We start from the raw sequence: 20,716 nt of genomic DNA on the forward strand, positions 1-20,716 counted from the left end.
CTTTCGGCGGACACTGGATTAGGGTAGCTGTGCTCCGTCGATATCGATGGAGCGCCGGCGGCTCCGGACCGTCGCGGATCCCGCGATCGACAGTCGCAGCACCAGAACCAACGATTCCCCGGCCTCGTCACCGGTGTCCAGCACGGCGCGGAACCGGGCCTGCAACGTCGCCAGGTCCCGGGCGTGTCGCGGTGAGACCTCTTGCAGCTCTTGGTCGTTCGTCGCATAGAGGAACGGTGGCGAAATCGGCTGGACCGCCAGCCCGAGTTCCTGGGCCACAATCCACGTCGCTTCCACGGCCGAGCCGCCCCGCGCGAAGTCGTCGAGCTCGTGACCGCGCACGAAAATGACCGCCACTGCCGAACTCGCCCGCAGGCCTGCCGCCGTGTCGTCGCCGAGGACGGCACCGGCGTCCCAGTCGGAGAGCTCGGCCATCACGTCGGACCGCCGCACGATCTCCAGCGCTACGTCACCCCGGGGTCCCAATTCAAGGCTCGACACGTCGATGCCGGTGTCGGGATCTGCGTCACCCGGCCACCTCAGCTCGGAGACCATTTCCTGGTGAAGTCGTGAGGTCAGGTATCGAATCCGGTCGGCGGCGGCGAAGACGTCGGCAATCTCGTCGATCTCGGCGCGGGACTCGACGACCCGCAGCCGGGCGCCCTCGCTTCGCGCGCTCTCCACCAACTTCTCCACGACGTGCGCGGGCAACGGCTCTCCCGTGCCGCGGACGCGGTTGGTCTCGCGACGCCACATCGCTTCGTACGTCGCCGTCGGGGCGGGGGAGTGGCCCTGCGTCAATCGGATTCGAGCCAGAAGCGGGGTGTCGGGGGCGGTCGTCGTGTAATGAACGTCACTCGCGACGCCGTGCGCGGCCGCGGCCACCCGTGCGTTGTAGGCCGCGGCACCAACGGCTACCGCGCTGCCCCGCATGCCGACGTCAATGGTCGACGTCCGCTGGGGATCGAGGCGGATGGTGACGCCGTCCTGGGTCGCGTGCATGGTCCACGGCTGGACGTTGCCGCCCGACGGTGCTCGCGACGCCGCGGTGAGCACCGACGTGACCACGTTACCGCCGGGTTCGGAACCCGTTGCAGTTCGCTCCGATTCGCGAGCCGGGACCGTCGGTGGCGACGGCTTGGTCAACTCGTCGAGGGCGGCGGACGCATCCAGGCGAACCCGTCCCGACGAAAGTGGTTCGTCCAGGCCGATTCTGCGCACGGCCTCGGCGATCGGACCCGCGCCAAGGGTCACGTCACCTGCGACCTGCGGCCAGGTGGCGACGGCGTGACCCACCTCCAGCAGCGACGCGGCGGCGCGTGCCGACAGTCCCCCGACCTCGATGAGTCGGAGCACGTACGGAACCTTGTCGTGAGAGCTCAAGCCCGTCAGCGTCTCTGCGGCGACGTCGCCCAGAAGCCCGTGGAAGATCGGTCGGTCGGGTTCGAGGTCGAAACGTTCGACGTCGACCAGGCCCCGATCGCTGGTCGCCATCAGGACGGGCAGTCGCCGGGCCCTCGCGGCGTGCCGGATGCCGACCTTCAGGTCCAGCGAGTCACATTCCTCGACCACCACGTCGAGTCCGTCGAGGAACTCGTCGAGGTTGTCGGCGGTGACCCCCTCGCGTGCGGTGCGCACCACGAGATACGGGTCCAGCTCCGCAATCCTGCGCGCCGCGACGACGGTCTTGTTCACGCCGAGGTCGAACAGGCTGGCCGGAACGCGATTGAGATTCGACAGCTCGAGGTCGTCGAAGTCGGCGAGTCGCATCTCGCCGCACAGACCCTGCATGGCCAGGGTGTGGGCGATGACGTGACCAGCACTGAGTCCCACGACGCCGACCACCAAGTGGCCCAAGCGATCCTGCTCCTCGGAGGTGATCAGGTTCCGGTTGCGATCCAGCCGGAGCCGACGGAACGACCGAGGGCCGAGGGTCTTCACCACGGCGCGACGCCACGGGTAGTAGACGAAGCGGGGTGCCTCGGCGAGGATTTCGGCATCCGGCGGCGGACGAAGCCGGCGCAGCGAGGCGCTCTGGTCCTCCCAGGAGTCGACGAACTCCACCGTCGGGTCGGCGCGCAGCCTCTCCAACAGGCGGGCGTCGGCGTCTCGCGTGGCATCCAGGACGTGGGCGACACCCGGGGAGGTGACGTCGGCGTCCGTCACTGGCCGGCCGCGCGGGCCGCCACGTGGGCCCCGGCCTGAGCCGACACGGTACTCATCTCGCGTAGGATCTTCGGAATCTGATCGGAGGCAGCATGATTGGCGAAGGTTCTCCGGTCGTACCACATCATCTTCGTACGGTACCTCTCGTCCGGGTACGGTGTCGCGGGTATGGGCGCCACCACGGCTCCGGAGGTGCGCCACCGCTCCAGGATGTGCGGGGCGGACGTCGCCATGCAGAACTGGATCTCCAGCAACGTCATGGCGTGGAACGGCGTGCGGGCCAATGCCGTGGAGATGCGTCGCGCCTTGTCGCGGTCGTCGGTGGTCCACGCGGTCTTCATCTCGAGAACACCGAAGGGAACGCGGTCGTCGATCATCTTGCGCACGGCGGCAAGTCCCGGCTGCCCGGCCCATTCCACCGTGGCGTGGGAGTCGTCGGCCGACAGCAAAGGTCCCTTGGCCCGCAGACCGCCGATCACCCGACCCGTCGAGTCGAGGGTCGCCCAGAACATCGCGGTGTCGGCTCCCTCCCTCACGGCGCCGACGTCGATCGCGCGCTCGACGCCGTGGCGTCGGTAGCTCTCGACGGCGCCGCGAAGGAACTCGTTCCACAACTCACGATCGGTATCCGGTCGCGACAGCACGATCGTGGCTTCGGCGTCGGAGTCCCACCAACTGATGTTGTCGGTGAGTCCGCAGTCGGCCGTGATTCCGAATTCGAGCGGTTGGGGGTGCATTTCGACCTCATTCGTAGAGCGATCGACGTTGACGAATTCGTCGCCGGCCGCGGTTCTTACTGGGGGTTTTTCGGGAAACTCCAAATAAGTATCGGTCTCGTGACGACTTCATCCCAGCTAGGTTTCAAAAGTTTTCTGACGGCGGTCTGGGCGATGCCTAGCTGGCAAAACGTCCGGCTAAGGACACCCGTATTACGGCAAAACCCAATATTGACGTCTGCGCAGGCCATGGGTGCGTGGTGTCGATTGGATCGAATTGCTGGTCAATTCTGGGCAACTATCTGCGTATCTTTGCCATTGTGTTGTGATCAGGTAGAACGTGACAGGCAATGGGGCCACGGTTTCCCGGAATGGCCCCGGTGAGAGGAGAAAAGCGTGAAGGTATTTCAAGATCTGACGGAGTTTGCGGCGGCTCGCGGAAGTCAATTCGGACCCACCGAGTGGTTGCTGGTCGACCAAGATCGGGTCAACCTGTTCGCCGAGGCCACCGACGATCACCAGTGGATCCACGTGGACCCCGAGCGGGCGAAGGGCGGACCGTTCGGTGCGACGATCGCCCACGGTCTGCTCACGCTCTCGCTACTGCCGCACTTCTCTCAGCAGCTCTACCGGGTCGACAACGTCAAGCTCGCGGTGAATTACGGGTACAACAAAGTGAGATTCATCACTCCGGTCAAGGTGGGCGCGAAGATTCGCGCACGCGGTGAGATCACGGCCGTGGATCAACTCGAGGGGGCCGTGCAGGCCACCACGACGATCACCGTCGAGATCGAGGATTCCGCCAAGCCGGCCGCCGTCGCGGAGTCGATCGTGCGCTACATCGGCTGAGGTGTTGCGGGGTTCTACGTGGTCCGCCGTGCGGCCTTGACCAGCCCGCCGCCGATGATGAGGCGCTGGATCTCGCTGGTGCCCTCGTAGAGTCGCAACAACCGGACGTCTCGATAGATCCGTTCCACCGGGACGTCGCGCATGTAGCCCGCGCCGCCGTGTACCTGGACCGCGAGATCGGCCACCTTGCCCACCATCTCGGTGCAGAACAGCTTGGCCGCCGACGGGGCGATTCTGCGGTCTTCGTCGGCGAGCCACATTCTGGCGGCGTCGCGCACGAGGGCACGTCCCGCCATGGTCCCGGTCTGCATGTCGGCGATCATCGCCTGCACGAGCTGGAACGTCCCAATCGGCGTCCCGCCCTGAGTTGCGGTGGCGGCGTAGGACACCGATTCGTCGAGGGCGCGTTGGGCGGTGCCGACCGAGAGCGCTGCGATGTGGATGCGACCGCGCGCCAGGGAGGTCATGGCCGCTCGATAGCCCACGTCGACCGCGCCACCGACGAGTGCGTCGTCACCGACTCGCACCTCGTCGAGGAGGACGTCGGAAGTCCAGGCCCCCTCCTGACCCATCTTGGCGTCCTTGGTGCCGACCTCGACGCCTGCCGCGTCGGCGGGTACCAGGAACACGGCGATACCGGGGCCGTCGTCGTCGGCGGGGCGGGTGCGGGCGAACACGAGGAACAGGTTGGCGGTGGGGGCGTTGGTGATGTATTGCTTGCGCCCGGTGATCACCCATTCGTCACCGTCGCGAACGGCCTTGGTACGCAAGCCCGCCGGGTTCGATCCTGCACCCGGCTCCGTCAGGGCGAAGGACGCGACCACGTCACCGGAGGCGATGTCGCCGAGCCAGCGTGCCTTCTGTTCGTCGGTGCCGAAGCCGACGAGCACTTGCCCGGCGATGCCGTTGTTGGTCCCGAACATCGACCGCACGGCCAGGGTGGTGTAGCCGAACTCCATCGCCATCTCGACGTCTTGGGCGATGTTCAGACCCAGGCCGCCCCATTCTTGAGGGATGGCATACCCGAAGAGCCCCATGGCCTTCGCCTGCTCGCGGATGTCGTCGGGGATCCGGTCGGCGGTCATGATCTCGACCTCGCGTGGCATCACGACCGTGCGGACGAATTCGCGAGTCGCGCCGAGGACGTCCCGGAAGTCCCCGTCGCCCACCTCGGCCTGAATCGCCAAATCTGCCATTGCGTCGTCTTCTCCTGACGGGGCGGTGTGCACTGGCTTCAACGAATATCATATTTTATGTTCGATACTTCATCGGGTCACGAGAGGACGGGCATCGAATGCCATTGCTTGACGGACGGACCGCCGTGGTCACCGGCGGCGCCCAGGGAATCGGCTTCGCCATCGCCGAGCGCTTCGTCGCCGAGGGCGCACGAGTGGTGCTCGGTGACCTCGACCCCGCGGCGACCGAGGCCGCCGTGGAACGGCTGGGCGGCCACGACGTCGCCGCCGCGGTGCGGTGCGACGTCACCGACGCCGACGAGGTCGAGGCCCTGATCCGCACCGCCGTCGACCGTTTCGGCGGTCTGGACGTCATGGTCAACAACGCAGGCATCACCCGGGACGCGACGATGCGCAAGATGACCGAGGAGCAGTTCGACCAGGTGATCTCGGTACACCTGAAGGGCACCTGGAACGGCACGCGCAAGGCCGCAGACGTCATGCGGGAGAACAAGAGTGGCGCCATCGTCAACCTCTCGTCCATTTCCGGCAAGGTGGGTTTGGTCGGCCAGACGAACTACTCGGCGGCCAAGGCCGGCATCGTCGGTTTGACCAAGGCCGCCGCCAAGGAGGTCGCGCACCTCGGCGTCCGAGTCAACGCGATTGCGCCGGGCCTGATCCGTTCGGCGATGACCGAAGCCATGCCGCAACGCATCTGGGACGCAAAGCTGGCCGAGATACCGATGGCGCGGGCCGGTGAACCCGCCGAGGTCGCCAACGTCGCGCTCTTCCTCGCCTCGGATCTGTCGTCGTACATGACCGGCACCGTGCTCGAAGTGACCGGGGGCAGGCACATTTGATGTCCTCTCCGGTGAGCCAGGCCGTGATCTGCGAGCCCGTCCGAACGCCGATCGGGCGCTACGGCGGCACGTTGCGGTCGCTCACCGCGGTCGACCTCGGCGTCGCGGCACTGCGTGGGCTGCTCACGCGGACGGGGGTGGCGCCCGACGCGGTCGAGGACGTCATCCTCGGGCACTGCTACCCGAGCATGGAGGCACCGGCGATCGGGCGCGTCGTCGCCCTCGACGCCGGCCTTCCGGTGACGGTGCCCGGCATGCAGGTCGACCGCCGCTGTGGATCGGGCCTACAGGCGGTGGTCCAAGCCTGCCTGCAGGTGGCGACCGGGCAGAACGACCTCGTCGTCGCCGGCGGTGCGGAGTCCATGAGCAACGTCGTGTTTCACTCGACCGACATGCGGTGGGGTGGCGCCCGCGGCGGAGTGACCGTGCACGACGCCCTCACCCGGGGCCGGACCACCGCCGGCGGCCGTGACCACCCGGTGCCCGGAGGCATGATCGAGACCGCCGAGAATCTGCGCAGGCAGTACGGAATCGGCCGCGACGAGCAGGACGAGTTGGCCGTGACCTCGCACAGACGAGCCGTGGCGGCGCAGCGCGACGGCCGCACGGCCGAGCAGGTCGTCCCGGTCACCGTCGGCGGTCAGACGGTGGACACCGACGAGCATCCGCGAGCCGATGCCTCGGTGGAGTCGCTGAGCAGGTTGAAACCCGTACTGGCCGCGCGGGATCCGGAGTCGACCGTGACTGCGGGCAACGCCAGCGGGCAGAACGACGCGGCGTCGGCGTGCATCGTCACGACCGCCGCGAAGGCCGCCGAGCTGGGGCTGACGCCGCTGGTTCGGCTGGTGTCCTGGGGCGTCGCGGGAGTGCCGCCCAAGCTCATGGGCATCGGCCCGGTGCCCGCGACGGCGATCGCCCTGGCGAGGGCGGAGCTCACCCTCGCCGACGTCGACCTCGTCGAGTTGAACGAGGCGTTCGCCGCGCAGGCGCTGGCAGTGATGCGGGAGTGGAAGTTCACCGCCGCGGATCGCGAACGCACCAACGTCGCGGGATCCGGCATCTCCCTTGGTCATCCGGTCGGGGCGACCGGAGGGCGCATGCTCGCCACGCTTGCCCGCGAAATGCACCGGCGCGAGGTTCGATACGGGCTCGAGACGATGTGCATCGGTGGCGGCCAGGGCCTGGCCGCGGTATTCGAGAGGATTCCGGCATGACGACACGGCTTGCGCAGACGGCAGGACTCACCGACGTCCAAGTCGACATCGTCGCGGCGGTCCGCGAATTCGTGGACCGGGTGGTCATCCCCACCGCTGCGGAGCTCGAACATGCCGACGCCTACCCGCAGGCAATCGTCGACGAGATGGCCCAGATGGGCCTGTTCGGGTTGATGATTCCGCCAGAGTTCGGCGGTCTCGGCGAGTCGCTGCTGACCTATGCACTGTGCGTCGAGGAGCTGGCGCGCGGCTGGATGAGCGTGTCCGGCGTCGTGAACACGCACTTCATCGTCGCCTACATGATCCGCCAACATGGCACCGACGAGCAGAAGCGGCGCTTCCTGCCGCGGATGGCGACGGGGGAGGTGCGCGGGGCGTTCTCGATGTCCGAGCCGGAGCTGGGATCCGACGTCGCGGCGATTCGAACCCGGGGTGTCCGCGACGCCGACGGCGGCTACACGGTGACCGGTCAGAAGATGTGGCTGACCAACGGTGGCAGCTCCACACTCGTTGCGGCACTGGTGAAGACCGACGAGGGCGCCGACAAGCCGCATCGCAACCTCACCGCCTTCCTGATCGAGAAGCCGGCGGGCTTCGGCGAGGTGCTTCCGGGCCTGACCATTCCCGGCAAGCTCGAGAAGCTGGGCTACAAGGGCATCGACACCACCGAGCTGATCTTCGACGGCTATCACGCCGACGCCGCGGACGTACTCGGTGAGTTACCCGGACGGGGCTTCTTCCAGATGATGGACGGAGTCGAGGTGGGCCGCGTGAACGTGGCGGCCCGCGCCTGCGGGGTGGGCCTGCGGGCCTTCGAACTGGCGATCCGCTATGCCCAGCAGCGCACCACGTTCGGCAAGCCCATCGCCGAGCACCAGGCCGTCGCGTTCCAGCTGGCCGAGATGGCCACCAAGGTCGAGGCGGCGCATCTGATGATGGTCAACGCGGCACGGCTGAAGGATTCGGGCCAGCGCAACGACGTCGCGGCGGGAATGGCCAAATACCTTGCCAGCGAATACTGTTCGGAGGTCACCGAGCAGAGTTTCCGCATCCACGGCGGCTACGGGTACTCCAAGGAGTACGAAGTGGAGCGCTTGATGCGCGACGCGCCCTTTCTCTTGATCGGCGAGGGCACCAGCGAAATTCAGAAGACGATCATCAGCAAGAGCTTGTTGCGTGAGTACCACCTCTGAACCACGCTTCGCGACGCGGCCGCAACTGTCCGAGGACGTGGCGCGCTACGTCCGACGGCGAATCTTCGACGGCACGCTTCGCGCGGGTCGGTATCTGAGGCTCGACCAACTCGCAGCCGATCTCGGCGTCAGCGTGACGCCGGTGCGCGAGGCCCTGCTCAATCTCTGCGCCGAAGGACTGCTGGTGCAGCGACCGCGACGGGGTTTCATGGTGGTGGAGCTGACGGCTCGCGACATGGCCGACGTGGCCAACGTCCAGGCCTTCATCGGCGGCGAACTGGCGGCGCGCGCGGCCGAGCTCGTCACCGACGATCAGCTCGACGAGTTGCGGGCCATTCAGGACGAACTCGAACGGGCTTATCGCGGCGACGATCTGGACCGTACGGTGCGGCTCAACCACGAGTTTCATCGGCTCGTCAACGTGGTCGGTGATTCGCCCAAGCTGACCCAGTTCATGTCCGCCATCACCCGGTACGCGCCCGAGTCGGTCTTTCCCACGCTGTCCGGGTGGCCGAAGCAGTCGACGAGCGATCATCGCCGCGTCATCGCCGCACTGGAGCGGCGGGACGTCGGCGCGGCGCGGGCCGCGATGGCCGAACACTTCATCGGCGGCGTCGCGCCGCTGACCGAGCACCTCGTCGACCGCGGGGTCATCGTGGCCGCCGACGCCGCAGGGAGTGGCACCTGACCGACGTCGTCGGAAGGGGTCGACGCCGTCGTCGAGGTGCTTATAGTGACGGGGTCAATCGCATCTTCGAGAACAAAGGGGCAACGTGGCCGACGAAGTTCTGACCGAGCGCCGAGCGCGCACACTCGTCATCACGATCAACCGGCCCGAGGCGCGCAACGCCTTCAACCTGGCGGTCGCCCAAGGCCTCGCCGACGCGATGGACGAACTCGACGACACGGCCGAATTGTCGGTGGCCATCGTCACGGGTGCCGGTGGAACCTTCTGCGCGGGAATGGATCTCAAGGCATTCATGGCCGGCGAGGTGCCCTCGATCCGAGGCCGGGGAATCGGTTTCACCGAGCGACCTCCTCGCAAGCCGGTGATCGCGGCCGTCGAGGGCTACGCGCTGGCCGGTGGCACCGAGATCGTGCTGGCGACCGATCTGGTGGTCGCGGCGAAGGATGCGAAGTTCGGCATCCCGGAAGTGAAGCGAGGGTTGGTCGCCGCGGGCGGCGGTCTGCTGCGCCTGCCGCACCGCATCCCCTATCAGAAGGCTCTCGAGCTCGCCCTGACCGGCGAGAGCTTCACCGCCGAGCAAGCCGCGCAGTGGGGTTTCGTGAACGTCCTGACCGAGCCCGGCGGGGCGCTCGACGGGGCGTTGGAGCTTGCCGAACGCATCTCGGCGAACGGCCCGCTCGCGGTGGCGGTGACCAAGGAGGTCATCGTCAAGTCGGCCGGCTGGAGTGACGACGAGATGTGGTCCAAGCAGCGGGAACTCATCAATCCGGTGTTCGCCTCGAAGGACGCCATGGAGGGTGCCACGGCGTTCGCCGAGAAGCGGGCGCCGAACTGGACCGGCGAATAGCGTGGCCGACCGGGTTCTCGACGAACTGGGCTACTACCTGCTGGCGGGCGCCGGCGGTTCGGGACCGGCCGCGCTGATGGACGAGGCTCGCCGCGGTGAGGAACTGGGCTTCGGAACGGCTTTCATCTCCGAGCGGTGGAACGTCAAGGAAGCCTCGTCGCTGGTCGGCGCCGCCTGCGCGGTGACCAACCGCATGCGGATCGCCACCGCGGCAACCAATCACAACACCCGCCACCCGCTCATCACCGGCTCGTGGGCGACCACCATGCATCGGTTGTCCGGGGGACGGTTCACCCTCGGCATCGGTCGCGGCATCGCGGCGATGTACGACGCCTTCGGGGTGCCCGCCGTGACGACCGCCCAGATGGAGGACTTCGCGCAGGTGATGCGCAAGCTGTGGCACGGCGAGGTGGTGCTCGACCACGACGGTCCGATCGGCAAGTATCCGGTGCTGTTCCTCGATTCGGACTTCGACGAGGACATCAGGCTGGGGCTGGTGGCCTTCGGCCCGCAGACGCTGGCGCTGGGCGGGCGGGCGTTCGACGACGTCATCCTGCACACCTACTTCACGCCGGAGACCTTGCAACGCAGCGTGAAGACCGTCAAGGACGCCGCGGAGCAAGCGGGCCGCGACCCCGACGCCGTCACGGTCTGGTCCTGCTTCGCCACCGTCGGCGATCACCTCCCCGAAGAACTGCGGCTGAAGAAGACCGTGGCGCGCCTGGCCACCTATCTTCAGGGGTACGGTGATCTGCTGGTGTCCACCAACGGATGGGATCCGGCTGTCTTGCAACGCTTTCGGGAAGACTCAGTCGTGACGTCGGTGCCCGGCGGAATCGACCACAAGGCGACGGCGGAGCAGATCGAGCACATCGCGACGCTGATCCCCGACGAATGGCTCGAGCCGTCGGCCACCGGGACCGCCCGCCAATGCGTCGAACGGATCCGCAAGGAGTTCGACTACGGCGCCGACGCGCTGATCATGCACGGCGCCACACCCGACGAGCTCGAGCCGATCGTCACGGAGTACCGGGCGGGTTCGTGGGGACGTGGCCGAGGAGCCGCCGAAGGGCGTCGTGTAGGCGCAGTTTGACGACGTCGGACGGTAGCCCGAAGTCACGGGCGATCCGCTCGACCGACCAGCTCAGCGACGACGCGCAGAACAGGATTTCCCGCTCGTCGGCCGGTAGAAGCGTCATCGCCTCGGCGAGGGGTAGGCGAGTGGCCGTCGACCCCAGGCGGTCGCTGCGGACCGAACGTCGAGGCAGGTTCATACCCCTCAGGGTGCCCGTCCACCTCGGCCACGTCATGGGGGCTAGCCACCATTGCCCGATCTCACCTGCCGAGTCTCACGCCGCCCCGCTGCGGTCACGCATAACCCAGAGCCTTGTTCTCGATGCGGATTCTGGTGTTCAACACCAGGGCGTTGGCCACGGTGAAGACGATCGCGGTCACCCACGCCGAGTGCACCAGGGGAAGCGCCGCCACTTCGGCCACCACCGCCGTGTAATTGGGATGGTGCAGCCATCGGTACGGGCCACTGCGCACCAGGGGAGCGCCGGGGATGACGATGACGCGGGGATTCCAGTGCTTGCCCAGCACGGTGGCACACCACCAGCGGGTGATCGTGCTCAACACGACGACCAGGAGCATGGGCCAGCCCAGCCACGGAATGAACGGCCGGTGCAGCGCCCACACTTCCGTCACGCACCCGACCAGGAGCAGTCCGTGCATCGTCGTCATCACCGGGTAATGGCCGCGGCCGAACTCACGGCCACCGTGGGCCAGTGACCACTCGGCGTTGCGGCGGGAGACGATCAGCTCGACGAGCCGCTCGCACGCGATCGCCAGAATGAACAGGTAGTAGTACATGGTCGTCGCGCCTACCAGCTCAGCAACAGCAGTTCGAAGCTGAACCCGGGACCCATTGCGAGCATCACGCCCAGCGAACCGCGCGGCGGCGGCGCGGCGACGGTGCGGCCCAGCACGTCCAGGACCGACGCCGACGAGATGTTGCCGTGCTCCCGCATCGAATCCCAGCTGTGGGCAAGGGCGTCCGACGGCATGCCGACGGCCCGCTCGATGGCCTCGATCACGCGCGGACCGCCCGGATGGCAGATCCACGTGGACACGTCGTCGACCGACAGTCCGTGATCGGCGAGGAAGCGTTCGACCTCGCCGCGCAAATGGTCGTCGGCCATCTTGGGCACGTCCTTGGACAACACCAGCCCGAACCCGCCGGAGCCGACGTTCCAGCCCATGACGTCCACGGTGTCGGGAATGAGCCGGCTCCTGGTGGCCAGCACCGTGGGCCCCGACGCGACCGTCGGGTGGTCGAGGGTGCGGTTCGCCCCGCGGGCGATCACCGACGCAGCGCCGTCGCCGAACAGGCACACCCCGATCAGAGCGGGTATCGAGGTGTCGTCGTGCTGCAGCGTCAGCGAACACAACTCGACCGACACCAACGCGGCGACGTGACCGGGGAAGCCACGAAGGTAGTCGTGGACGCGCGCCATTCCCGCCGCGCCGGCCACGCAGCCCAGTCCGAACAGCGGGATGCGCTTGACGTCGGGCCGCAGGCCGACCCTGGTGGCGACCCGGGCGTCGATCGTCGGCACCGCCACCCCCGTGCTCGACACCATCACGATCGCGTCGACCTCGTCGGGTGAAACGTGCGCGGCGTCGAGTGCCGAGCTCAGCGCTTGGGCGCCCCACTCCGTGGCGACGTCGATGTACGCGTCGTTCGCCTCGGTGAAGCCACTCATCATCGGGTAGCGGGACAGGGGAAGTGCGAGGTTGCGGTGATCCACCCCGCTGGTCCGGGCGAATCGCATGAACTCCGGGCCGTTGACCTTGGTGAGTTCGCGCGCGACGTCGTCCTGGTCGTACCGACGGGGTCCGAAGGCGGTTCCGGTTCCCGCGATCGTTGGTGCGCCGATCCTGCTGACGCCGAGGAGGTTTGGTTGAAATTGCGTTTCGTGGGTCATACCGGTCTTCACGTAACCGGTGCACCTGGCGGTTCGACGGCGGCGGTCATTGTGAAGCTAAACACCATCACCGTGGCGCGGGAATAACCCGGGGCGTCAGCGCATCCAATTCCGTTGCAAGGTAATCGAATTGGAGTGTGCAGCATAACCGCTTCGCCAGTGTGCGCGCTGACTGCGGGCTGCCGGTTTCATCGGAGTGCACTGCGGTCCGGCTGTGCGTCTCGCCGAGTCAACAGCAGCGTGGCTCGACGTCACTGGTGCGGTATCGCATGCGCCAGTAGTCGCGCTCCGACATGACGGGTTCCGTTGGATGGGTACGGGTCCGATGCTCGACGTAGCGACGATAGTGGTTGTCACCCATCAGTGAGCCCCAGTACCAACCGACCTGACGGCCGGTCCGTGTGACCCGGGAGGTAAGGCGTCCCATTGCTTCTGCACCTCCTTCTCGGCTGCGGTCGGCCTCATGCCCGACGGTGCGAAGATGCGCGACGGCACCGGTTCGTCGGCGCTCAGTGGCGACCCGCTGCCGCGAATGGCCTTGAGTGCCATTACGACTCCAGCGGCGAACACGATCACCACCAGCACCGCGAAGACGACGGACAGGGTGCCCTGGATGAACGTGTTGCGGATGACGGCGTCGAGCTGGTCGGGGTTCTTGGCCGCCCCGAGCGCCGTCTTGCCCGCCTCCTTTGCGTCGCGATACTGGAAGTGCTGACTCCAGTAGCCCAGTTTCGGATCGCCGGAGAAGATCTTCTGCCACGACGCGGTCATCGTCACGATCAGGTCCCAGGCGAGCGGAACGCCGGGAATCCACGCCCACTTCAGCAACCCGCGCTTGATCACCACCACCGTGACCAACGTCAGGGCGATGGCTGCCAGCAACTGGTTGGCGATGCCGAACAACGGGAAGAGCGTGTTGATGCCGCCGAGCGGGTCGGTGACACCCATCAGCAGGATGCTGCCCCAGGCGGCCACCACGATCACGCTGCAGCTCCACGCGCCGATGCGCCAGCTCGGGTTGCGCAACTTCTTGAGTGGCCCACCGAGATTGGCGAGCCCGTCGGACAGCATGAACCGGGCCACCCGGGTACCGGCGTCGACGGTGGTGAGGATGAACAGCGCCTCGAACATGATCGCGAAGTGGTACCAGAACGCCTTGAGGCCCGTGCCACCGAACACCTGGTGCAGCACCTCGGACATGCCGAACGCCAGGGTCGGCGCGCCGCCCGTCCGCGACACGATCGACTGTTCGCCCACGCTCGCTGCCGCGTCGGCGATCTCGGCGCCGGTGGTCGGTGAGCCCGACAGGCCGAGGCCGTTGACGTAGTCGGCGGCCGTCTGCGCCGTGGTGCCGGTCTGCGCGGTGGGTGCGTTGACCGCGAAGTAGAGGTGCTGGTTGAGGATGGCGGCGGTGATCAGCGCCATGATCGCGACGAACGACTCGGTGAGCATGCCGCCGTAGCCGATCAGCCGCATCTGGCTCTCCTTCTCCAGCAACTTCGGCGTGGTGCCGGAGGAGATCAGGGAGTGGAAGCCGGACAGCGCGCCGCACGCGATGGTGATGAACAGGAACGGGAACAGCGAACCGGCGAACACCGGTCCGGTGCCGCTGGAGGCGAAGGTCGAGATCGCCGGGGCCTGCATGACGGGGCGGGCGATGAGAATGCCGATCGCCAGCAGGATGATGGTGCCGACCTTCATGAACGTCGACAGATAGTCGCGCGGGGCCAGCAGCAGCCACACCGGCAGCACCGACGCGGCGAGGCCGTAGGCGATGATGCACCACGACAGCGTGACCTTGGACAGGGTGAACCAGTTGGTGCCCCAGTCGGTGTCGGCTACCCAGCCGCCGGCCACGACGGCCAGCAGCAGCAGAGCCACGCCGATGACCGAGACCTCGGACACGCGCCCCGGTCGGAGGAAGCGCAGATAGAGGCCCATGAAGAGCGCAATGGGAATGGTCATCGAGATGGAGAACACGCCCCACGGGCTCTCCGCCAGCGCCCCGACCACGACGAGGGCGAGGACGGCCAGCAGGATCACCATGATCACCAACACGCCGACGATCGCCGCGACGCCACCGACGTCGCCGAGCTCGTCGCGGGCCATCTGACCGAGCGATCGTCCGCGGCGACGCACCGAGATGGACAGCACCAGGTAGTCCTGCACGCAGCCGGCGAAGACCGCTCCGACGATGATCCAGATGGTGCCGGGCAGATAGCCCATCTGCATGGCGAGCACCGGACCGACCAGCGGCCCGGCCCCCGCGATGGCGGCGAAGTGATGGCCGAAGAGCACCCGCCGGTCGGTGGGCATGTAGTCGGTGCCGTTCTCGAACACCTCTGCCGGGGTGGCGACGTCGTCGCGGGGCGTCACGATCTTCATCTCGATGAGCCGGGCGTAGAACCGGTACCCGATGACGTAGGTGCACACCGCGGCGACGACGAACCAGACCGCGTTCACCGTCTCGCCGCGGAAGAAGGCGATCATCGCCCACGCGACCGCTCCGACGAGGGCCACGACCGCGAAGACGATCTTGTGCTTGGCCGTGATCGGCGACCGGTCGACGATCGCCACGGGCGGCAGGTCGGCTTCGGTGCGGATGTAGGTGATGTCGCCGTCGGTGTCTTCCAGGCGAGCCCCGGCGGCGGGAACTGGGGGTGAGGCCATGTGGCGATCCTTTCACCGCGGGCACGTGGGTTTGGCGGAAACCCCGGCATTCGTTCAGGTGTCGTACAGGATGCGCACCGTGTCGATCGTGTCGGCCTCGGCGGCGGTCTTGTCGTCGCGGTACCGCAGCACGCGGGCGAAGCGCAGGGCCATTCCGCCGGGGTAGCGGCTCGAGGTCTGCACGCCGTCGAGGGCGATCTCGACCACCTGCTCGGGGCGCAACGTCACCACGTACCCGTCGGTCTCGCCGTCGGCGAGTTCAAGGAAGCGGCTGGTCTGCCACTCCAGCATCTCGTCGGTCATGCCCTTGAACGTCTTGCCCAGCATCACGAAGCCGCCGGTGACCGGATCGCGGGCACCGAGGTGGATGTTGGACAGCTTCCCGGTGCGCCGGCCCGACCCCCATTCCACTGCCAACACGACGAGGTCGAGGGTGTGCACCGGCTTGACCTTGAGCCAACCGGCTCCGCGACGGCCGGCCTCGTACGGCGCCGTCGGCGACTTCGCCATCACCCCTTCGTGACCCGCCGCGAGTGTTGCGGCGAGGAAGGCCGCCGCGGCCGTGCCGTCGGAGGTGATCAACCGGTCGACGCGCTGGGTGGCGGGCACCAGTGTGTCGAGGGTGGCCAGCCGCTCGGTGGTCGGCAGGTCGAGCAGGTCGGTGCCGTCGAGGTGCAGCAGGTCGAAGAAGAACACCGACAACGGTTCGGTGGCCCGCGGCGCGTCGCGCCCGAACCGCGACGACGTCACCTGAAACCGGTGGGGCCGACCGTCGGGACGCAGCGCGATCGCCTCGGCGTCGGCGATGAACGAGGTGACGGGCAAGGCCAGCGCTGCCGCCACGACCTCCGGCAGGCGCACCGTGACGTCGTCGAGACTGCGGGTGTAGACCGACACGGCGTCCCCCGCGCGGTGAATCTGCACCCGGGCTCCGTCGAGCTTGGCCTCGAAGACCGCCGTCCCGCCCAATCTTTCGAGGGCGTCGTCCACGCCGGTGGCCGGCTGGGCGAGCATCGGCCCGACCGGGCGGCCGACCTGGAGCACGAAGTCCGCGAGCGCGGCCCTGCCCCCGACCAGGACGGCCGACGCGACGGTGGGGAGGTCGCCGCTGAGCATCGCGGCCCGGCGCACGTCGGCGGCGGGCACCCCGGCGGCCTTGGCCACGGCGTCGGTCATCACCCCGACGAGGGCGCCCTGGCGCAACTCGCCGCTGAGCAGACGCTTGAGAAACGTCTGCTCGGTCTCCGTGGCGGCCGCGAAGAGCGCTGCCACCAACGCCGACCGACGCCCCTGGGAGCCCTTTCCCGCGACCTGCCCGATCTCGCTGAACGAGGCGTGCACCCCCGTCACCGTCAGCGACGCCTCCGCGCCCGGCGGTGGCAGGGCGCGAAGCGCCGCCCAACCCACCCCGATTTGTCGCTGCGGCAGATCGCCGGACAACCAGGCGACCACCACCGCGACGAGCTCGGGATCACCCTCGGTGGCGGCGACGGCCAGGACGTCGGCGATGCGCCCGATCTTGGCCGTCCGCGCCGACACGGCACCCACCGCGGCTGACGTGACGGCGACCTCCGACAACTCCACCTCTCCACCCTGGCACGGACGTCCGACACCGCCACACCCCCGTCCCAGCGACATCGCAGCCGACGGTCAGGAAGCCCCGCCACACTCGCTGCTACCCGATCAACCACCGACCGAAGGACGACCGTGCTGACCCTGCCCGTGATTGGCGTGATCACGTGGACGGGATTCGAGCACCCCTGGCTGTTCCTCTTCGGCGTGGTGCCGGTGGCGATTCTGGCGGCCTACGTCGTGGCGCAGCGCCGACGGCGGCGGCGGGTGGCGCGCTTCGTCGGCACTCCGCCGGGACCGGCGGTGGCCAACGGTCTGCGCTGGCGCCACGTTCCGCTCGCTCTGACTCTCGTCGGTCTGGGGGTGTTGACCGTCGCGCTGGCCGGGCCGACCCGAGACGTCCGGATCCCGCGAAATCGTGCCGTCATCATGCTCGTCGTCGACGTGTCGCAGTCGATGCGGGCCACCGACGTCGACCCCACCCGGCTCGCCGCCGCGGAACAGGCCGCCAAGCAGTTCGCCGGTGGGCTCACACCCGGAATCAACTTGGGGCTCATCGCCTTTGCAGGCAACGCCAACCTGCTGGTGGCTCCGAGCCCGGACCATCAGGCCACGATCACCGCACTCGACAAGCTGCAGACGGCCGACAAGACGGCGACCGGCGAGGCCATCTTCACGGCACTGCAGTCGATCGCCACGGTCGGGGCCGTCCTCAGCACCGACGGTGACACGTCGCCCCCGCCGGCGCGGATCGTGCTGCTGTCGGACGGCGACGAGAACGTCCCCGGTGACCCGAGCAACCCACGTGGCGCCTACACCGCGGCTCGGTACGCGAAGGACCAGGGTGTGCCGATCTCGACCATCGCCTTCGGTACCGCCGGCGGTTATGTCGACCTGAACGCCGAACGACTTCCGGTTCCGGTGGGCAAGGAGACGATGACCCAGATCGCACAGCTCTCGGGCGGGCAGACCTATTCGGCCACGAACGTCGAGCAGCTGAACCAAAGCTACGAATCGGTGCAGCGGCAGATCGGCTTTCAGGTGCTGCCGGGCCCGGCCAGCGAGGGATGGGTTCGCCTGGCCGTGCTCATCGCGACCCTGGCCGCCGTGCTCGCCCTCGTCGTCAACCGGCGGCTTCCGACATGACGTTGCCGTTCTTCGGCCCGCTGGCCCTGTCGGGCTTCGCCCACGCATGGTACTTCCTGTACCTGCTGGTCGTGCTCGGCCTGGTCGCGGCCTACGTCGTCGTCCAGTACGGCCGGCACCGGCGCGTGCTGCGGTTCGCCAACATGGAACTCCTGCAGCGCGTGGCACCCGCCGAGAACCGTCGTCGATGGCGGCACGTGCCGGCCGTTCTGCTGGTGATCTCGTTGGCCACGTTGGCCGTTGCGCTGGCGGCACCCACCCACGACGTGCGCATCCCGCGCAACCGGGCGGTGGTCATCCTGGTGATCGACGTGTCGGAGTCGATGGTCGCCACCGACGTGCCGCCCAGCCGGTTGGCCGCCGCGAAGGAAGCCGGCAAGCAGTTCGCCGACGAACTGACGCCGGGAATCAGCCTGGGGCTGGTGGCCTTTGGCGGCAGCGCGACGCTGCTGGTTTCGCCGACGACGAATCGCGCGGCCATGAAGAACGCGATCGACGGCCTGACGGCGCAGGAACGCACGGCCACCGGCGAGGGCATCTTCACCGCATTGCAGGCCATCGCCAGCGTCGACGCCGTGATGGGTGGCGGCGACACCCCGGCGCCCGCTCACATCGTTCTGGAATCCGATGGCGCAGAGACGGTTCCGCGAAACCCCGATGAACCGCGGGGTGCGTACACCGCGGCGCGCGCGGCCAAGGATCAGGGCGTGGCGATCTCGACGATCTCCTTTGGCACCCCCGACGGCGTCGTGACCGTCGACGGACAACAGATCCCGGTGCCCGTCGACGACGCGACCCTGCAACGGATTACCGACATCTCCGGGGGTCAGACGTTGCACGCGGGCAACCTCGACGAGTTGAAGAAGGCCTATTCGTCGTTGCAGCAGCAGATCGGCTACGAGACGATTCGCGGTGACGCCAGCCAGGCCTGGATCCGCCTCGGGGCGTTGCTGATGGCGGCCGCCGTGCTGACCTCGGTGCTCACCAACCAGAGGGTCCCCGTCTGACCGACCGATCTCACTGAACGTCGAAGGACACCGTGTGCCAGCCCGTGGCGCCGTCGGGCACGACGTCGGCCTCGTCCGAGGTCTGGACCGCGCCGGTGGCATCGGTGGCCCGCACGGCGACCTCGTGCGAACCGGGGGTGGCCTGCCACGGGAAGCTCCACAACCGCCACGTGTCGTTGGAGTAGCTCGCCCCGAGTTGGGCCGGTTGCCACGGCCCGTCGTCGACGCGCACCTCGACGGCCGTGATGCCGCGATGCTGGGCCCACGCCACGCCGCCGAACGTGGTGGCGCCCCGTGGCACCTCGGCGCCCTCGCGGGGTACGTCGATCCGCGACTCGGTCTTGATGGGTCCGCGCGACGACCATCCGAGCTTGGTCCAGTACGCCTCGGCGCGGTCGAACCGCGTGAGTTCCAGATCCGCCAGCCACTTGGTCGCCGAGACGTAGCCGTAGAGGCCGGGCACCACCAGGCGGGCGGGGTAGCCGTGCTCGGTGGGCAGCGGCGTGCCGTTCATGCCGATGGCCAACAGCGAGTCGCGTTGATCGGTGAGCGCCTCGACCGGCGTACCGGCGGTGAAGCCGTCGACGGAGGTCGACAGGACCATGTCGGCGTCGGAGTGAATGCCCACCCCCGCCAACAGGTCCCGGACCCGGTACCCGGTCCACTTCGCGTTGGAGATCAGATCCCCGCCGACCGGGTTGGACACACAGGTCAGCGTCACGATCTGCTCGACCAGATCGAAGTGCTGCAGATCGTCGAAGGTCAGCGTGACCTCGCGGTCGACCATCCCGTGAATCCGGAGCCGCCAGTCCGCGCGGCTGACCTGCGGCACGCTCAGGGCGGTGTCGATCCGGTAGAAGTCGGCGTTCGGCGTGATGAACGGGGTCTGGGTGAAGCCGGCGGGCTGCACACCGGGCGGTACCACCACCGCCGGCGTCGCCGCACCCCGTGGCGTCGGCAGGGTGAACGCGGTGCGGTCGCCGGCGACCGACGAGTTCAAGCGGTTCAGCAGCGAGCCGGCGACACCCGCCACTGCGCCCACGCCGATGAGCCCGAACGTGACCAGCGACAGCCGTCGGCCGGGATCGGGGGTGGACGCGGGAGTCGTGGAATCCGCGGGGGCGTCCGATGAGGCGACCTGGCGGGTGGCCAACCAGCGCAGCACCACCACCCCGCAGACGGTGCCGATCACCGTCGGCACCACGTCGACCGGTGTCGCTCCGGCACGACTGAGTACCGCGGCGCAGCCAAGCGCGCCGGCCACCACGATCACGACGCTTCCGACCGGTCTGCGGCGCGTTTCGTACTGCGCCGTGATGGCCGCGATCACCGCGATGACCACCAGGACGACGATGGACAGCGCGAGTTTGTCGGACGTGCCGAACGACTGGATCGCCCACTCCTTGACGCGGCCGGGGGTGAGGTCGACGACGGCGGAGCCGACGGCCGTCCGCGAATCGGCGTGCGGCCCGAACGCCACCGCGACCAGCTGGGTCACGCCCAGTGCCACCGCCGCGGCGGCGACACCGATCCAGGGGCTTGGACGTGTTGCCGTTTCGACCATGTCGCCAAGCTACCGACTGAGCCGTCCTGGGGTATTACCGCACCGTGACGTCACTCCCAGTA

At 68.0% G+C, this 20,716-nt stretch carries 19 protein-coding genes; 9 read left to right on the plus strand and 10 right to left on the minus strand.

Annotated elements, in window-relative coordinates; translation table 11 throughout:
• Positions 1–18 precede the first annotated feature (18 nt).
• On the minus strand, positions 19–2,166 hold the full coding sequence (locus H7J06_RS18675; RefSeq protein ID WP_264040521.1) for an Rv1355c family protein: 2,148 nt from the start codon (positions 2,164–2,166) through the stop codon (positions 19–21).
• A complete protein-coding gene (locus H7J06_RS18680; protein ID WP_264040522.1) occupies positions 2,163–2,903 on the minus strand; it encodes a hypothetical protein in 741 nt (246 codons plus the stop codon). The genes H7J06_RS18675 and H7J06_RS18680 overlap by 4 nt, the downstream gene beginning before the upstream one ends.
• 375 nt (positions 2,904–3,278) lie before the next feature.
• Here H7J06_RS18680 and H7J06_RS18685 point away from each other — a divergent pair, with 375 nt between their 5' ends.
• The gene (locus tag H7J06_RS18685; RefSeq protein ID WP_264040523.1) at positions 3,279–3,731 is read left to right on the plus strand and encodes a MaoC family dehydratase; all 453 of its coding nucleotides are present in this window, start codon (positions 3,279–3,281) and stop codon (positions 3,729–3,731) included.
• A gap of 14 nt (positions 3,732–3,745) precedes the next feature.
• Here H7J06_RS18685 and H7J06_RS18690 read toward each other — a convergent pair whose 3' ends face one another.
• A complete protein-coding gene (locus H7J06_RS18690) occupies positions 3,746–4,927 on the minus strand; it encodes an acyl-CoA dehydrogenase family protein (protein ID WP_264040524.1) in 1,182 nt (393 codons plus the stop codon).
• A 98-nt stretch (positions 4,928–5,025) separates the two neighbouring features.
• Between H7J06_RS18690 and fabG the strand changes: the two genes are divergently transcribed.
• The 6 genes from fabG (at position 5,026) to H7J06_RS18720 (ending at position 10,801) form a co-directional block, all read left to right on the plus strand.
• Positions 5,026–5,766 carry a 3-oxoacyl-ACP reductase FabG gene (gene fabG, locus H7J06_RS18695; RefSeq protein WP_264040525.1) on the plus strand — a complete coding sequence of 247 codons (741 nt, stop codon included), beginning with the start codon at positions 5,026–5,028 and terminating at the stop codon, positions 5,764–5,766.
• A gap of 11 nt (positions 5,767–5,777) precedes the next feature.
• On the plus strand, positions 5,778–6,980 hold the full coding sequence (locus H7J06_RS18700) for an acetyl-CoA C-acetyltransferase (protein ID WP_264040850.1): 1,203 nt from the start codon (positions 5,778–5,780) through the stop codon (positions 6,978–6,980).
• Positions 6,977–8,173: an acyl-CoA dehydrogenase family protein gene (locus H7J06_RS18705; protein ID WP_264040526.1), complete on the plus strand. Its 1,197-nt coding sequence runs from the start codon at positions 6,977–6,979 to the stop codon at positions 8,171–8,173. Before H7J06_RS18700 ends, H7J06_RS18705 begins: the two co-directional genes overlap by 4 nt.
• Positions 8,157–8,861 (plus strand): GntR family transcriptional regulator, encoded by a 705-nt coding sequence (locus tag H7J06_RS18710; RefSeq protein WP_264040527.1) that lies wholly within the window; start codon positions 8,157–8,159, stop codon positions 8,859–8,861. The genes H7J06_RS18705 and H7J06_RS18710 overlap by 17 nt, the downstream gene beginning before the upstream one ends.
• 85 nt (positions 8,862–8,946) lie before the next feature.
• On the plus strand, positions 8,947–9,708 hold the full coding sequence (locus H7J06_RS18715; protein ID WP_264040528.1) for a crotonase/enoyl-CoA hydratase family protein: 762 nt from the start codon (positions 8,947–8,949) through the stop codon (positions 9,706–9,708).
• Between the two features lies 1 nt (position 9,709).
• A complete protein-coding gene (locus H7J06_RS18720) occupies positions 9,710–10,801 on the plus strand; it encodes a TIGR03857 family LLM class F420-dependent oxidoreductase (RefSeq protein ID WP_264040530.1) in 1,092 nt (363 codons plus the stop codon).
• On the opposite strand, the gene H7J06_RS32425 is transcribed toward H7J06_RS18720, so the two are convergent.
• The 6 genes from H7J06_RS32425 to H7J06_RS18750 all read right to left on the minus strand — a co-directional run bounded on the left by H7J06_RS32425 (position 10,728) and on the right by H7J06_RS18750 (position 16,949).
• On the minus strand, positions 10,728–11,018 hold the full coding sequence (locus H7J06_RS32425; protein WP_308205806.1) for a sigma factor-like helix-turn-helix DNA-binding protein: 291 nt from the start codon (positions 11,016–11,018) through the stop codon (positions 10,728–10,730). The two genes, H7J06_RS18720 and H7J06_RS32425, sit on opposite strands and share 74 nt — an antisense overlap.
• Positions 11,019–11,076: 58 nt before the next feature.
• Positions 11,077–11,580 carry an isoprenylcysteine carboxyl methyltransferase family protein gene (locus tag H7J06_RS18730; RefSeq protein WP_264040531.1) on the minus strand — a complete coding sequence of 168 codons (504 nt, stop codon included), beginning with the start codon at positions 11,578–11,580 and terminating at the stop codon, positions 11,077–11,079.
• 11 nt (positions 11,581–11,591) lie between these two features.
• Complete coding sequence (locus H7J06_RS18735) at positions 11,592–12,695, minus strand: type III polyketide synthase (protein ID WP_275079602.1); 1,104 nt, start codon at positions 12,693–12,695, stop codon at positions 11,592–11,594.
• A gap of 229 nt (positions 12,696–12,924) precedes the next feature.
• Positions 12,925–13,122: a YbdD/YjiX family protein gene (locus H7J06_RS18740; protein ID WP_264040532.1), complete on the minus strand. Its 198-nt coding sequence runs from the start codon at positions 13,120–13,122 to the stop codon at positions 12,925–12,927.
• The gene (locus tag H7J06_RS18745; protein ID WP_264040533.1) at positions 13,056–15,365 is read right to left on the minus strand and encodes a carbon starvation CstA family protein; all 2,310 of its coding nucleotides are present in this window, start codon (positions 15,363–15,365) and stop codon (positions 13,056–13,058) included. Before H7J06_RS18745 ends, H7J06_RS18740 begins: the two co-directional genes overlap by 67 nt.
• Before the next feature lie 54 nt (positions 15,366–15,419).
• Complete coding sequence (locus H7J06_RS18750; RefSeq protein WP_264040534.1) at positions 15,420–16,949, minus strand: ATP-dependent DNA ligase; 1,530 nt, start codon at positions 16,947–16,949, stop codon at positions 15,420–15,422.
• Between the two features lie 126 nt (positions 16,950–17,075).
• On the opposite strand from H7J06_RS18750, the gene H7J06_RS18755 reads away from it, so the two are divergent.
• Both H7J06_RS18755 and H7J06_RS18760 read left to right on the plus strand, forming a co-directional pair.
• The gene (locus tag H7J06_RS18755; protein WP_264040854.1) at positions 17,076–18,083 is read left to right on the plus strand and encodes a VWA domain-containing protein; all 1,008 of its coding nucleotides are present in this window, start codon (positions 17,076–17,078) and stop codon (positions 18,081–18,083) included.
• Positions 18,080–19,090, plus strand: a complete 1,011-nt coding sequence (locus tag H7J06_RS18760) for a VWA domain-containing protein (protein ID WP_264040535.1) — start codon at positions 18,080–18,082, stop codon at positions 19,088–19,090. Before H7J06_RS18755 ends, H7J06_RS18760 begins: the two co-directional genes overlap by 4 nt.
• Positions 19,091–19,100: 10 nt before the next feature.
• Here the strand turns inward: H7J06_RS18760 and H7J06_RS18765 are convergent, their stop codons facing one another.
• On the minus strand, positions 19,101–20,654 hold the full coding sequence (locus H7J06_RS18765; protein ID WP_264040536.1) for a molybdopterin-dependent oxidoreductase: 1,554 nt from the start codon (positions 20,652–20,654) through the stop codon (positions 19,101–19,103).
• Positions 20,655–20,716 lie beyond the last annotated feature (62 nt).

The organism is Mycolicibacterium hodleri (assembly GCF_025822245.1).
Classification (GTDB): domain Bacteria; phylum Actinomycetota; class Actinomycetes; order Mycobacteriales; family Mycobacteriaceae; genus Mycobacterium; species Mycobacterium hodleri.